General features: G+C 37.0%; 15 protein-coding genes. 12 read left to right on the forward strand and 3 right to left on the reverse strand.

All coding sequences use genetic code 11. From position 1 onward, the window contains the following. Nucleotide 1 precedes the first annotated feature (1 nt). The 4 genes from rsgA to spoVM are packed head-to-tail and all read left to right on the forward strand — an operon-like array spanning nt 2 to nt 2337. The gene (rsgA, locus tag ABD814_RS03760) at nt 2-883 is read left to right on the forward strand and encodes a ribosome small subunit-dependent GTPase A (RefSeq protein WP_344910474.1); all 882 of its coding nucleotides are present in this window, start codon (nt 2-4) and stop codon (nt 881-883) included. Nucleotide 884: 1 nt separating this feature from the next. Beyond that, nucleotides 885-1550 (forward strand): ribulose-phosphate 3-epimerase, encoded by a 666-nt coding sequence (gene rpe / locus ABD814_RS03765; protein ID WP_344910478.1) that lies wholly within the window; start codon nt 885-887, stop codon nt 1548-1550. Next, nucleotides 1534-2202, forward strand: coding sequence for a thiamine diphosphokinase (locus ABD814_RS03770; RefSeq protein WP_344910481.1), 669 nt, complete (start codon nt 1534-1536; stop codon nt 2200-2202). The genes rpe and ABD814_RS03770 overlap by 17 nt, the downstream gene beginning before the upstream one ends. A 45-nt stretch (nt 2203-2247) precedes the next feature. After that, nucleotides 2248-2337, forward strand: coding sequence for a stage V sporulation protein SpoVM (gene spoVM, locus ABD814_RS03775; RefSeq protein ID WP_344910483.1), 90 nt, complete (start codon nt 2248-2250; stop codon nt 2335-2337). 1245 nt (nt 2338-3582) lie between these two features. On the opposite strand, the gene rpmB is transcribed toward spoVM, so the two are convergent. The 3 genes from rpmB to ABD814_RS03790 all read right to left on the reverse strand — a co-directional run bounded on the left by rpmB (nt 3583) and on the right by ABD814_RS03790 (nt 5683). Beyond that, nucleotides 3583-3771 (reverse strand): 50S ribosomal protein L28, encoded by a 189-nt coding sequence (rpmB, locus tag ABD814_RS03780; RefSeq protein WP_344910485.1) that lies wholly within the window; start codon nt 3769-3771, stop codon nt 3583-3585. Between the two features lie 213 nt (nt 3772-3984). After that, a complete protein-coding gene (locus ABD814_RS03785; RefSeq protein WP_344910487.1) occupies nt 3985-4944 on the reverse strand; it encodes an IS30 family transposase in 960 nt (319 codons plus the stop codon). Nucleotides 4945-5209: 265 nt separating this feature from the next. Then, the gene (locus ABD814_RS03790) at nt 5210-5683 is read right to left on the reverse strand and encodes a hypothetical protein (protein WP_344910488.1); all 474 of its coding nucleotides are present in this window, start codon (nt 5681-5683) and stop codon (nt 5210-5212) included. A 289-nt stretch (nt 5684-5972) separates the two neighbouring features. Between ABD814_RS03790 and ABD814_RS03795 the strand changes: the two genes are divergently transcribed. The 8 genes from ABD814_RS03795 to acpP all read left to right on the forward strand — a co-directional run bounded on the left by ABD814_RS03795 (nt 5973) and on the right by acpP (nt 13870). Continuing rightward, nucleotides 5973-6338: an Asp23/Gls24 family envelope stress response protein gene (locus tag ABD814_RS03795; protein ID WP_344910490.1), complete on the forward strand. Its 366-nt coding sequence runs from the start codon at nt 5973-5975 to the stop codon at nt 6336-6338. A 54-nt stretch (nt 6339-6392) separates the two neighbouring features. Continuing rightward, a complete protein-coding gene (locus ABD814_RS03800) occupies nt 6393-8054 on the forward strand; it encodes a DAK2 domain-containing protein (RefSeq protein WP_344910492.1) in 1662 nt (553 codons plus the stop codon). Nucleotides 8055-8218: 164 nt separating this feature from the next. Continuing rightward, complete coding sequence (recG, locus tag ABD814_RS03805) at nt 8219-10255, forward strand: ATP-dependent DNA helicase RecG (protein ID WP_344910494.1); 2037 nt, start codon at nt 8219-8221, stop codon at nt 10253-10255. Between the two features lie 91 nt (nt 10256-10346). Further along, entirely contained in the window at nt 10347-10904 is a 558-nt protein-coding gene (fapR, locus tag ABD814_RS03810; RefSeq protein WP_344910496.1) for a transcription factor FapR, read from the forward strand. A 19-nt stretch (nt 10905-10923) separates the two neighbouring features. Next, nucleotides 10924-11934, forward strand: coding sequence for a phosphate acyltransferase PlsX (gene plsX / locus ABD814_RS03815; protein ID WP_344910498.1), 1011 nt, complete (start codon nt 10924-10926; stop codon nt 11932-11934). Next, the gene (gene fabD / locus ABD814_RS03820; RefSeq protein ID WP_344910500.1) at nt 11931-12866 is read left to right on the forward strand and encodes an ACP S-malonyltransferase; all 936 of its coding nucleotides are present in this window, start codon (nt 11931-11933) and stop codon (nt 12864-12866) included. Before plsX ends, fabD begins: the two co-directional genes overlap by 4 nt. A gap of 1 nt (nt 12867) precedes the next feature. Further along, a complete protein-coding gene (fabG, locus tag ABD814_RS03825; protein WP_344910502.1) occupies nt 12868-13605 on the forward strand; it encodes a 3-oxoacyl-[acyl-carrier-protein] reductase in 738 nt (245 codons plus the stop codon). A gap of 31 nt (nt 13606-13636) precedes the next feature. Further along, nucleotides 13637-13870 carry an acyl carrier protein gene (gene acpP, locus ABD814_RS03830; RefSeq protein ID WP_344910504.1) on the forward strand — a complete coding sequence of 78 codons (234 nt, stop codon included), beginning with the start codon at nt 13637-13639 and terminating at the stop codon, nt 13868-13870. Nucleotides 13871-13888: the final 18 nt, after the last annotated feature.

A 13888-nucleotide genomic window follows, 5' to 3' on the forward strand; every position in this document is an offset into this window, starting at 1 on the left:
AATGAGAAAAGGTCAAATTATTAAAGCGTTAAGTGGATTTTACTATGTACTAAGTGATGATGTTATCTATCAATGTCGAGCGAGAGGGTTATTTAGAAATACGAAACAAACTCCTCTCGTCGGAGACTATGTGAAGTTTGAAGCGGATAATTTAACTGATGGTTACGTAACCGAACTATTACCACGTAAAAATGAATTAGTCCGCCCGCCAGTTGCTAATATTGATCAAGCATTGGTCGCTGTATCAGCTAAAAATCCTTTATTTAGTCCAAAGTTACTTGATCGATTTTTAGTGCTTACTGAGTTCAATCGAATTGAAGCAATTATCTTAGTGACGAAAATGGATTTAGTCAATGATGAGGAAAAAATCCCACTTATGCAATATATTGCGGACTATCAGAAAATAGGTTATCAAGTTGTGGAAATTTCAACTGAGTGGTCAGTTGATCAAACTTCTTTTACTAATTTGCTAAAGGACAAATCAACGGTAATTGCTGGTCAATCTGGTGTTGGGAAATCTTCATTTTTAAATTTATTAAATCCCGAACTTTCGATCGAAACAGCCGAAATTTCAAAACACCTGGGTCGAGGTAAACATACAACAAGGCATACAGAGTTAATTGAAGTATTTGGTGGCATGATTGCTGACACACCGGGATTTAGCTCACTAGACTTTGAACAAATTGAATTAGAACAATTGCCATTTTGCTTCCGAGATTTTGAGCAATATCGAGATAATTGTAAATTTAGAGGTTGTATGCACGTTAACGAACCAAATTGTGCAGTTAAAGCAGCGATAGCAGATCGTGAAATCACGCAATATCGATACGAGCATTATTTAGAGTTTTATCAAGAAATTAAATCAAGAAAGCCGAGGTATTAATATGAAAAAAATTGCTCCTTCTATTTTATCAGCAGATTTTTCAAAACTAGCAGACGAAATTAAAGAGGTAGAAGAGGCTGGTGCTGACTACATTCACATTGATGTGATGGATGGTCACTTTGTACCGAACATCACGATTGGTCCTTTAGTTGTCAATGCTATTCGGCCAACGACAGATTTAATCCTTGATGTTCATTTAATGATTGAAAATCCAGATCAATACATTCCTGCCTTTGCTTTAGCAGGAGCGGACATCATTTCAGTTCATGCAGAGGCATGCACTCATCTGCATCGGACAATCACGTCTATTAAAGAGCACGGTAAAAAAGCTGGTGTCGTTATCAACCCAGCCACACCTGTGGAAATGATTAAACCGATTTTACCAGAGATTGATCTCTTATTGTTCATGACTGTTAATCCTGGATTTGGTGGACAATCATTTATTCCTGCTGTTTTAGAAAAAATAAAACTTGCTGACAAGTGGCGAAAAGAATTAAAGCTAGACATTGAATTTGAAGTTGACGGTGGAATTAATTCAGATACAGCTGAACAATGTGCGAAAGCAGGTGTTGATGTATTTGTTGCCGGGAATGCAATCTTTGGTCAAACAAATCGAAAACAAGCAATGGATGTCATTAGAGAGGCCATTAATGGGGCAGACAAATAAGCAGTTAAAAAGAATTGGGATTGTTGCAGGAGGTCCGATTGAACGACTTGTTAACTTAGCTGATTATGAAATCGACTATTGGATCGGCTGTGATCGTGGTGCACTTTATTTGTTAAACAATAACATTAATCCTAATTTAGCAATCGGCGATTTTGATTCAGTTGATGAAGAGGAATTTAAAGTGATTAAGTCAGCAACAGAAAACATTCAAATTCACCCGGTTGAAAAAGATTTAACCGATCTAGAACTGGCAATCAATGCAGCATTAGAGCTGAATGCTGAAAACTTATTTTTATTTGGTGTGACGGGTGGACGAAAAGACCACGAATTAAATTCAATTTTTTTACTTGAACGTCTAATTGATTTGGATCTAAAGGTTAAAATTGTTGACCAACAGAATATGATTTCTATGTATCACCCTGGTCAATATCAAATCATTCACTCAGAGCTCTACCCTAAAGTTTCATTTATACCATTAACGAAACAAGTTTCGGGATTAAGTTTAATGCATTTTTATTACCCTTTAACGAATCAAACCATTAATCGTGGTGAATCGCTAACAATATCGAATCACTTGATTGATCAAACGGGTCATTTTTCATTTGACTCGGGCATATTAATAGTGATAAAGAGTAGTGAACAATCTGACTAATTATTTTGTTCGCTGTCCTGTTAGATATCGTTAGGAGGGGTTCTCATGCGTTTTTATACGATAAAACTCCCTAAGTTTCTTGGAGGTATTGTCCGTTTCTTCGTCAATCTCTGGCAAGGTAAAGAGCAAGATTAGAAATAATAGCGGTAAAAGCAAATGAACTTGAACTGTACACCAATTGTTAACAATAACTAACAATTGGACGTACAGTTTTTTTGTTGTTTAGGAAATTATAAAATCCGTTCGTTTTGGATTACTTTGTGCTTCTCATATGTCTAAGGACCTTTACGAGTAATGTCTGGCACTTTGCCGCTTTTCATTGTATATCAAAGGTATTTTAAGTGAGATACCTGATGATAAGCTCCTATTCGTTAGACATTGGATCGATTCAGGGGTTGATCTCTGACGATTAGGCTCTATTCGTTAGATATCGGCTTGATTCAGAGGTTGATTTCTGACGATTAGGCCTTATTCGTTAGATATCGGCTTGATTCAGAGGTAGATTTCTGACGATTAGGCCTTATTCGTTAGATATCGGCTTGATTCAGAGGTTGATTTCTGATGATTAGGCCTTATTCGTTAGATATCGGCTTGATTCAGAGGTAGATTTCTGACGATTAGGCCTTATTCGTTAGATATCGGCTTGATTCAGAGGTTGATTTCTGACGATTAGGCCTTATTCGTTAGATATCGGCTTGATTCAGAGGTTGATTTCTGATGATTAGCCTCTATTCGTTAGATATCGGCTTGATTCAGAGGTTGATTTCTGATGATTAGCCTCTATTCGTTAGATATCGGCTTGATTCAGAGGTTGATTTCTGACGATTAGGCCTTATTCGTTAGATATCGGCTTGATTCAGAGGTTGATTTCTGATGATTAGCCTCTATTCGTTAGATATCGACTTGATTCAGAGGTTGATTTCTGACGATTAGGCCTTATTCGTTAGATATCGTTACGATTTTGAGGGGATCTCTGATGACTTTCCAGCGATACAGGGTACGATTAGCTCTATTTGTTACATCTACCGCAATTTTTTATTTATTATCTAAACTTTGCAGTGATATTTTTTAGCCTGTATTTAGATTATTAATGGTGGCATTGCTTTTCGGAACGAATAGATGCTCTAACTAAGAATCTGCAATTAAATTTCCCGTGTGTACAAGTAAAGTCAACGTGGACAATGAACAACTTGTCTGCCCCACCACATCACGGTTTATATGCACATTTTAGTCTGAGAAAGTTGAGTTATTATGTTTAATTTTTCAAAAAACTAATTCAGTAGAATCTCTGCTAAGTTGACTGGCATGCGATGCATTGAATCAACAAAAAAGCTCGAATTCACATATTGCTAGGTGAATTCGAGCTTTTAGGTGTTTAAGTTAAACACGTTCAACTTTACCTGATTTTAACGCACGAGCAGAAACATAAACACGTTGAGGTTTCCCGTCAACCATAATACGTACACGTTGTACATTAGCTTTCCATTTACGTTTATTTGCATTTAAAGCGTGTGAACGATTGTTACCAACACCTGTTTTTCGTCCAGTCACTACACATTTACGACTCATAGTAATCCCTCCCAAATACGACTATCTACTACACATACTTATACAATTTATCATAATTAGAACGCAAAAGCAATTATTTTTTTAGTATTGAGCTTTTTGCGATGTCCCTGTTTTAGGTTTTGTGAACAAAAAAATAAGGGAGATTCTTGTGTATAAAGTTAAGTTTTGTACTGTTTAATCAAAAAAGCATCAACTTTTAAAAAATTTCATTTGTCAAATTAAGCGAGACAAAGTTTCATTGTTCACATGTTTCATAAAACACTCAATTGGTGTTTGATAATTTAATGATTTTCTAGGAATATTGTTTCTTCTAGAAGCGACGCTTGAAATAAATGTTTGTGTCACTGAGTTAAAGTCCATTTCCTTTGGTAGTCCATCTTTTCGGAGTAGACCGTTTGAGTTTTCATTCAAAGCCCTTTGTGAAGGGGTTCCTGGATCTGCAAAATAAATATCAATATCCTGATCATTGCTGATACTTTTCCAGTTTGAAAATTCTTTTCCACAGTCAAAGATAATCGATTTAAACAAGTGTTTCGGTATGCCTAGAAACCAATCGTTTAAGGCTCTTTCAATATCACGAGCCTTTCTGCCTTTAGGCTTAATTGCTATAATACATTTGCTCATGCGTTCGACCAAAGTGATGACAGCACTCTTATGATGCCTACCAACAATGGTGTCTCCTTCTAGATGCCCAAATTCTTTTTGATAATTTGGGTGTTCTTGATTTCGGTCATCGATGCTACGCTTTAAAGCTTGCTTACCCCTTTTTTCTTGATGACCATTGGGTTTTCTTTTGCCCTTCATTGGTAGTTTGTCTTGATTGAAGACACCTTTTTCAAACAGACGATAGAGTGTTTTCATACTACAAGATATCTGCCTTTCTTCTCTACCAATGATGACATCTGGTGTCCAGCCATCATTTGTTTTCTTATTGATGTAATCCATTTCATGTTGAGAAAGTTTAATCGATTTACGTCCACATTTTTGCTTGTTTGTCTTGTAATTTAGGTAAATCTCAATTGCTGTTTTTCCATCTTTAAGCTGTCTGATTACTCGATAAATGGCTTCATGACCTCGATTAAGTTTCTCGGCGATCTGCCGACCTTTGAGACCGATTGAGAAATATTCCTCTATGAAAATAAGTTCTGTTTTGGTAAGATGGGTGTATGACATGTTTAATGCACTCTCCTTAGCTTTGGTAGGTTAAATTGAGTGTATCACAACATGTCATTTTTTTGTCTCGCTTAATTATACAATCGGCGAAATTTAAAACACGCACACGTAGAGTAGGTAATTGTAATCTATTTCAAATATAAAGACGCTATTAAAATTTACTAAACATTACAATAAGGAGAATCGTCTTTGTTGTTTTATCTGTACAGCCTAGAGATTTGTAACCGAGATCAAGGTAGTTTACCAGGAGTGATGAAAAATGTTGTTATTTTATATCTAAAATAAAACCGTAGTCTACACTACCATTCGAAACCTTTTCCTCATCTTTATTTAACCACGCTACACTATACACGTAATAATAAACACCTTTTTCATCTGGAGCAGTAAACTGGTTTTCGTTTAGTTTTACTTCTGTAAGGTCATCGCCTGGATTTTGAATGAGATATGCTTGATCCGGAGCTGGTGCGCTCTTGAATGTTAACGAGATTTCTTCGCCAAGGCTTGCTGCAATTCGTTGGCCATTTTCTAAAGGAACCATGATTTCTAAACATTCTGACTCGGAGTCGGGTAAATTCCAGCAATAAGAGCCTAACTGAGAATTAAATTCTTCACGATTGACCTCGATAGTCATCTTTGGCGGCTTATCACCAAGTAAAACAGTATTTTCATTTGTTTTATTACATCCACTTAATATGCACATTAATAATAAAACTGAACCTATAACAAATGTTTTTCTCATAATTTCCCTCCTCGAATAAATAATACTATACTTAGAATCAATTCACAATAGGGATGACTTTGTTCATTACTAAAAGTAGTTTTACAGCAAGGATTATCACTTGACACCAAAGTTGTTTTAGGCCAAAGTAATAAGGAGTAGATTAATGCAAACAATACTACAAATAAGGCTAATTTGTTAAAAACCTTTTATATTTACGAAAAGTATTGTAAAATGTTTAGAGATTAATTATTGTTAGTGTTAGATTAGCTCTAGAATCAGTTTGTAATTTATCGAGGAGGATATAAAAATGGCAATTGAGCTGACGACTAAAGATGGTCGGGTAACGATTACGAATGAAGTTATTGCAACTGTTGCAGGTGGTGCAGCAATTGAGTGCTATGGAATTATTGGTATGGCTTCAAAAAATCAAATAAAAGATGGCATTTCTGAAATACTTCGTCGGGAAAACTTTTCAAAAGGTGTCGTTGTTCAGCAAGAAAATAATCAAATAACAATTGATATGTATATTATCGTGAGCTACGGAACGAAAATCTCCGAGATTGCGCATAATGTTCAATCACAAGTTAAATATAACTTAGACAAAACACTAGGATTAGCTATTGATGCAGTTAATATTTATATTCAAGGCGTCCGCGTCCAAAATGACAATTAAGAATTAAAGATCAATTACAGGTCTTTTTCGTGAGGAATAAGGGAGGAAGCAGTTGTGGGATTAACAAAAATAGAAGGTGCAAAACTAGCTGAAATGGTTTTACTAGGCGCGAGTCACCTATCTAATAATGCAGATATGATTGATGCATTAAATGTGTTTCCGGTCCCCGATGGAGATACGGGTACCAATATGAATTTATCGATGACATCAGGAGCTAATGAAGTTAAGAAAGTATCAAGTGGCACTGTTTCAGAAGTAGCTAATGCCTTAGCAAAAGGTCTATTGATGGGAGCGAGAGGTAATTCAGGTGTGATTCTTTCACAATTATTTCGTGGTTTTTCAAAAGGTGTAGAGACGCTTGATGAATTAACTTCAGAAACGATGGCAAAAGGATTACAAAGTGGTGTTCGAACTGCATATAAGGCTGTGATTAAACCAGTAGAAGGTACAATTTTAACGGTTGCTAAAGATACAGCAAATGCAGCAGAGCAAATTGCACAAGAAACAGATGATCTTGTTGAATTTATGGAGCGTGTTTTAGAAGCCTCGAAGAAATCACTTGAGCATACGCCTGAACTTTTGCCTGTATTAAAAGAAGTTGGTGTAGTTGATAGTGGTGGTCAAGGTTTAGTTGTTATATATGAAGCATTTTTGGCTTCTTTAAAAGGTGAAGCTTTACCTGAGGTCGATATTGATCTCGGGTCAATGGATGATTTAGTCAATGCAGAACATCATAAATCGCATCAAGATTTTATGGATACGGCTGATATTGAATTTGGCTACTGTACAGAATTCATGGTGAAATTTGAACAAGAAAAAACAAAAGATCATCCATACAATGAAGAAGACTTTCGAAATCAATTAGGTGAATTAGGTGACTCTTTATTAGTCGTTTCTGATGAAGATTATGTACGCGTTCACGTTCACGTTGAGCATCCAGGTGAAGCAATGAATATCGCTCAACAATATGGAAGCTTTGTTCAAGTAAAAGTTGAAAACATGCGTGAACAGCACAGTGAAATCGTTGGCGATCAACCAAAGCAGACAGCAAAACCAAAAGAAGCCTACGGGATTGTTTCGGTAGCAATGGGTGCAGGGATTGAAGAGTTATTAACTAGTCTAGGTGCGACTGTTGTTTTAACTGGTGGACAAACGATGAATCCAAGTACTCAAGATATTAGTGAAGCAATTGAACAAGCAAATGCTGAAAAAGTCATTATTTTACCTAATAATAAAAATATTATTATGGCAGCAGAACAAGCTGCAGAATTATCAGAATCAGATGTGATTGTTGTTCCAACGAAAACTATTCCTCAAGGGATGAGTGCACTACTCGCATATAATCCAGATGCAAGCTTAGAAGATAACCAAAAAAATATGTCTGAAGCTTGTAACTATGTGAAAACTGGACAAATTACTTATGCAGTTAGAGATACACAAATTGATGGTTTAACAATTGAAAAGGATAATTTTATGGGGATTATTGATGGCTCAATTAAAGCGACAGATCCCGATAAAGTTACGGCTACGAAGAAGTTAATCGCTGACTTAGTTGATGAAGATGATGAAATTTTGACGATTTTACAGGGTGAAGATTCAACTGATGAAGAAGTTGAAGCATTAGTTACTTATATTGAGGAGCAATACCCAGAGCTTGAGGTTGAAACACATCAAGGAAACCAACCGATTTATTCTTTCATATTCTCGGTTGAATAAATTTTAACAAATAATCCAACAAGAGTGCTTCGGAGAACTGCTTCGAAGCACTTTTTTATTTACTAAAATCGATAGGATCAATCATTAAAAATGTGTATAATAAAAACAGTTGAATGAACGATTATTAGCTGAATTTATATATTTTATCTAAAGGGGTGAGGGTGATGGTACATAATCGATTAGTTAGTGAAGTAAAGGGAGTCGGACCGGCTCTAAAAGAGAAGTTTGCCGAATTAGGGATTGAGACCGTTGAAGATTTGATGACTACCTATCCTTCACGTTATGAAAACTTTGAAGTCTTACCAATTACTGAACTTGTCCATGAACAGAAAGCAACGATCGAAGGCATTGTTTTAAGTGAGCCAGTTGTATCATTTTTTGGTCGAAAAAAATCACGATTAGTTGTGCCGATTCAAGTTGATCAGGTTGTCGTTAAAGGTGTGATGTTTAACCGTGCTTTTGCGAAAAAACAGTTAGCTGTCGGTGAAAAAGTGACCGTCACTGGTAAGTGGGATCAACATCGACAACAAATCACAATCAGTCATTACAAGGTTGGTGAAAAGTCGACAGGAGAGATTGAACCAGTTTATTTGTTGCGACAAATCATCACACCATTCCAATTTAAAAAAATTATTAAACAAGCATTTGATCAATTTCGTGAGCAAATAAATGAAATTTTACCGACACGCTATCTAGAAGGTTATCAGTTAATCAATCGTGGGTTTGCAATTGAACAGATGCATTTTCCACATGATGTGGAGCATTTAAAACAAGCAAGAAGGCGATTAATTTACGATGAATTTTTAATTTTTCAGTTAAAAATGCAAGCGCTCCGAAAATTTAATCGACAGCGAACTAGCGGGAACGTTAAAACTTACTCAGAAGATCAGTTAACTGAATTTATTGCCCAACTACCATTCGAACTAACTGAAGCACAAAAACAGGCGAATCAAGAAATTTTGACAGACATTAAATCGTCATATCGAATGCATCGATTGCTTCAAGGAGATGTTGGGTCAGGAAAAACTATTGTTGCTGCGATCGCCTTATATGCAACGATACTTGCAGGTTATCAAGGGGCGATCATGGTGCCGACAGAGATTCTAGCCGAACAGCACTACCAATCTTTGACCGAGCTATTCCAAGACCGATTACGGATTGAGTTATTAACAGGTTCAGTCAAAGGAAAAGAACGTAAACAAAGATTGGCAGCGATTCAATCTGGAGAAGTTAATTTAATTGTTGGTACGCACGCTTTAATTCAAGATGACGTTTATTTTTCAAATCTTGGTCTTGTTATTGTTGATGAGCAACATCGATTTGGTGTCAATCAACGAAAGGTTTTAAGAGAAAAAGGAATCGATCCAGATGTATTATTTATGACGGCAACTCCAATCCCGAGAACACTTGCAATTACGAGCTTTGGTGATATGGATATGTCAATTATTAATCAAATGCCTGTTGGTCGTAAGGAAGTTGAGACATTTTGGGTCAAAGAAACGCTGATGCCGAGGATTATCAAGTTTATTGAAAAAGAAATAAAAAATGGTGGTCAAGCTTACGTGATTGCACCATTAATTGAAGAATCGGATAAAATAGATATTCAAAATGCGGTCGATTTGTATCATCAACTTTCATCAGCTTTTTCAATCCCGGTTGAAATTGGTCTTTTACATGGTCGGTTAACAAATGCAGAAAAAGATAAGGTAATGCAGGACTTCGCAACAAATAAAATTAATCTTCTCGTCTCAACAACTGTTGTTGAAGTTGGTGTGAACGTACCGAATGCAACAATTATGGTGATTTATGATGCTGAACGATTTGGCCTCTCCCAATTGCATCAATTAAGAGGGCGTGTTGGGCGTGGTAAGAAACAGAGTTACTGTATCTTGATTGCTGATCCAAAAGGAGAAACAGGTAAAGAGCGAATGCAGATTATGACGGAAACGACAAATGGATTTGTCTTAGCTGAACATGATTTAAAATTAAGAGGACCTGGTGAGTTTTTCGGTAAAAAGCAAAGTGGTCTTCCTGAATTTAAAATCGCCGATCCGATTCACGATTATCGAACACTTGAAACAGCACGAAAAGATGCGGTCGAAATTATTTTTAATGATTTGATTGAAAAAAATCAAGAATATCGCGAGTTGAAGGAGTATCTCAATCGGATTTTAGTTGAGTTTAATGAAGGCTTTGATTAAAAAGGGTTGCAAAAGAAATATTTTTTCGCTATATTACTATTAGTACCTAGTCTTAACATTAAATAAAGATTAGAAGTTGGGTGGTGCAAAAATGAGAGTACCAAAAAGAGTCAGACAGGAGCGTCTCAAAGAAAAAATTGATGAGACGCCATTTATAACAGATGAAGAGCTAGCTAAAGCTTTTTCTGTTAGTATCCAGACGATTCGATTAGACCGAATGGAGTTAGCCATTCCGGAACTAAGGGAACGGATTAAGTCAGTCGCAAAAGATCAATGGAATGAAACGGTTAAATCTTTGCCAATTGATGACGTGATTGGTGAGATTATCGATCTTGAACTTGATCAACGTGCGATTTCGATTTTAGATATTAAGAAAGAGCATGTTTTCACTAGAAATGATATCACTCGTGGGCACCATTTATTCGCTCAAGCGAATTCATTGGCTGTTGCGGTCATTGATGATGAACTTGCCCTGACCGAAAAAGCAGAAATCCGTTTTAAACGTCAAGTTAAACAAGGAGAGCGAGTTATTGCTAAGGCACACGTCAAGCCAGTTGAAAAACGACATCGCACACTTGTGACAGTTGATAGTTTTGTTGAACAAGAGCTTGTTTTTTCAGGCCAGTTCACGATGTATCGATCAACATAATAGAAAGAGGGTTAAAATCATGAAGATTGTTATAGATGCAATGGGTGGGGATCATGCACCTCAATCGGTTGTCGAAGGAGCAATGCTCGCGGTTGAGTCACTTGATCAAATTGAATCAATTACTTTAGTTGGTGACGAAACTAAAATTAAACCATTTTTAACAAATGATCAGAAAATATCGATTATACATACAACAGAAGTCATTACAGGTGAGGATGAACCAGTACGTGCAGTGAGACGGAAAAAGAACGCATCGCTCGTGCTGATGGCTAAAGAAGTTAAAGAAGGTCGAGCAGATGCCTGTCTCTCAGCGGGAAATACAGGTGCTTTAATGAGCGCTGGTCTTTTTCAAGTTGGACGGATTAAAGGGATTGAACGTCCAGCACTAAGTCCAACATTACCAACAATGGATGGTCAAGGATTCGTTTTTATGGATGTCGGAGCAAACGTTGATGCGAAACCTAAGCACCTCTTGCAATATGGGATTATGGGATCGATTTATAGTGAAAAAGTGAGAGGCATTAGTCAACCTCGAGTTGGATTATTAAATGTCGGTACAGAAGCGGGTAAAGGGAATGATTTAACGAGACAAGCATATGAATTATTAACAGATGCTCCAATCAATTTTATCGGCAATGTGGAGGCAAGAGACTTATTTGAAGGAGTCGCTGATGTCGTTGTAACGGATGGTTACAGTGGAAATATTGCTTTAAAAACGATTGAAGGAACCGCTGCAATGATGTTTGGCTTAATTAAGGAGACATTTATGTCATCACTGAAGACAAAATTGGCAGCTGCAGTTTTGAAAAAAGATCTTAAACAGTTAAAAAACAAACTCGACTATTCTGAGTATGGTGGGGCTGGGTTATTTGGCTTGGCAGCACCAGTTATTAAAGCACACGGTTCATCAAATGGCCGAGCAATTTATAACGCAGTTAAACAGGCCTGTCATATGGTTGAAAATAAAGTTACGGATATTATTGAAATAACAGTCAAAGAATCGAGCGAAGCAAATGGAGGACAGGAATGAAAAAATTAGCTTTTGTTTTTCCAGGCCAAGGCTCACAAAAAGTAGGCATGGGGCAGTCATTATTAGATTCAAATCCAGCCAATCAAGCTTTGTTTGATCAGGCAGACCAATTACTAGATTTTTCATTAACAAAGATGATCCAAGCAGGTCCAGAAAGTGAGTTAACGAAAACAGCTCATGCACAACCAGCACTCTTATTGATGAGCACAATGGTTTATCGTGAATTATTAAACCGTGAGATCAAACCATCTGTAGTGGCTGGACATAGTTTAGGGGAATACAGTGCGCTAGTTGCTTCGGGCGTGTTAGACTTTGAAGACGCGATTCCACTTGTTCACGAACGTGGCAAGTTAATGGAGCAAGCATACCCAGAAGGTGCTGGTGCGATGGCAGCTGTTCTTGGGTTAGATCAACAAACCATCGAACAACAGTTAGCAGATTTAGATGAAATTGTTGACCTGGCAAATATTAACTGTCCGGGTCAGATCGTTATTTCAGGTACAAAAGCAGGTATAGATCAAGCAATTCCGTTGTTAAAAAATGCTGGAGCTAAACGAGTGATTCCGCTTAATGTGAGTGGACCATTTCATTCGCGATTAATGCGAGAAGTAGCGGAAAACTTCAAAGCTGTTTTAAGTCGGGTGAGTTTTTCACAACCAACGATTCCCGTATATTCAAATGTGACAGCTAAGCAAGTTGAAAATGCAGATCAAAGTAAAGAATTACTTGTTAAACAGCTATATTCACCAGTTAGGTTCGAGGAAATTATTGAGGATTTACTTGAGCAAAATTTAGATGCGATTGTTGAAGTTGGTAATGGTAAAGTATTAGCAGGCTTAGTGAAAAAAGTATCAAGACGTGCCCAAGTTTTTTCAGTATATGATCAAGTATCACTCGATCAATTAACTGAATGGTATCGGGAGGGTGAATAAGATGGCAAATAAAGTAGCACTAGTAACGGGTGCCTCGCGTGGAATTGGGCGAGAAATTGCCCTGGAATTAGCGAGAAAAGGCCATGCAGTCGCGATTAATTATGCTGGTAACGAAGCAAAAGCAAATGAAGTCGCTGAGGCAGTTCGAGAACTTGGTCAAAAGGCACTCGTTGTAAAAGCTAATGTTGCAAATGAAACTGAAGTTAAAGAGATGGTTAAATTGGTCATTCAGGAGTTAGGTTCGCTTGATGTGCTCGTTAACAATGCAGGGATTACACGTGATAACTTGATGATGCGCATGAAAGAAACAGAGTTTGACCAAGTGATAGATACGAATTTAAAAGGTGTTTTCTTCTGTATGAAGACGGTGAGTCGCCAAATGATGAAACAACGCTCAGGTAAAATGATTAATCTTTCATCTGTTGTTGGTTTGAGTGGTAATCCGGGGCAAATTAATTATGTTGCTGCAAAATCTGGTGTCATTGGTATGACAAAAACAGCGGCTAAAGAGTTAGCATCGCGAAACATTACTGTTAATGCGGTTGCACCAGGTTTTATTGATACGGACATGACTGAGCAGTTAGGTGAGTCAATTAAAGCCGAATTATTTAAACTGATCCCATTGCAAAGGCTTGGAGCTGTCGAAGATGTTGCCAAGACAGTCGCCTTTTTAGCATCGGATGATGCGAGTTACATAACTGGTCAGACGATTCAAGTTGATGGTGGGATGGTTATGTAAAAAAATAAATCCTTTAAAGGAGGTGAAAAGAATGTCAAATACATTTGAAAGAGTTAAACAAATTGTCATTGATCGACTAGACGTTGAGGAAGACAAAGTTACTTTAGACGCTTCATTTCAAGAAGATTTAGAAGCTGATTCACTTGATGTTGTTGAACTTGTTATGGAATTAGAAGATGAGTTCGATATGGAGATTGCTGATGAAGAAGCTGAAAAAATTGAAACAGTAGGCGATGCTGTTGAATACATAGACAGCCAGTCGTAAAAAATACTAACAAGGTCT

Origin of the sequence: Amphibacillus indicireducens (genome assembly GCF_039539605.1) — a bacterium.
Lineage (GTDB): Bacteria > Bacillota > Bacilli > Bacillales > Amphibacillaceae > Amphibacillus > Amphibacillus indicireducens.

Excerpts from the sequence above, each read along its gene's own strand:
- fabD (WP_344910500.1), top strand. The coding sequence starts at position 11,931 with ATGAAAAAATTAGCTTTTGTTTTTCCAGGCCAAGGCTCACAAAAAGTA.
- recG (WP_344910494.1), top strand. The coding sequence starts at position 8,219 with ATGGTACATAATCGATTAGTTAGTGAAGTAAAGGGAGTCGGACCGGCT.
- fapR (WP_344910496.1), top strand. The coding sequence starts at position 10,347 with ATGAGAGTACCAAAAAGAGTCAGACAGGAGCGTCTCAAAGAAAAAATT.
- ABD814_RS03785 (WP_344910487.1), bottom strand. The coding sequence starts at position 4,944 with ATGTCATACACCCATCTTACCAAAACAGAACTTATTTTCATAGAGGAA.
- ABD814_RS03770 (WP_344910481.1), top strand. The coding sequence starts at position 1,534 with ATGGGGCAGACAAATAAGCAGTTAAAAAGAATTGGGATTGTTGCAGGA.
- rpmB (WP_344910485.1), bottom strand. The coding sequence starts at position 3,771 with ATGAGTCGTAAATGTGTAGTGACTGGACGAAAAACAGGTGTTGGTAAC.
- rpe (WP_344910478.1), top strand. The coding sequence starts at position 885 with ATGAAAAAAATTGCTCCTTCTATTTTATCAGCAGATTTTTCAAAACTA.
- ABD814_RS03790 (WP_344910488.1), bottom strand. The coding sequence starts at position 5,683 with ATGAGAAAAACATTTGTTATAGGTTCAGTTTTATTATTAATGTGCATA.
- rsgA (WP_344910474.1), top strand. The coding sequence starts at position 2 with ATGAGAAAAGGTCAAATTATTAAAGCGTTAAGTGGATTTTACTATGTA.
- ABD814_RS03795 (WP_344910490.1), top strand. The coding sequence starts at position 5,973 with ATGGCAATTGAGCTGACGACTAAAGATGGTCGGGTAACGATTACGAAT.
- plsX (WP_344910498.1), top strand. The coding sequence starts at position 10,924 with ATGAAGATTGTTATAGATGCAATGGGTGGGGATCATGCACCTCAATCG.
- fabG (WP_344910502.1), top strand. The coding sequence starts at position 12,868 with ATGGCAAATAAAGTAGCACTAGTAACGGGTGCCTCGCGTGGAATTGGG.
- acpP (WP_344910504.1), top strand. The coding sequence starts at position 13,637 with ATGTCAAATACATTTGAAAGAGTTAAACAAATTGTCATTGATCGACTA.
- spoVM (WP_344910483.1), top strand. The coding sequence starts at position 2,248 with ATGCGTTTTTATACGATAAAACTCCCTAAGTTTCTTGGAGGTATTGTC.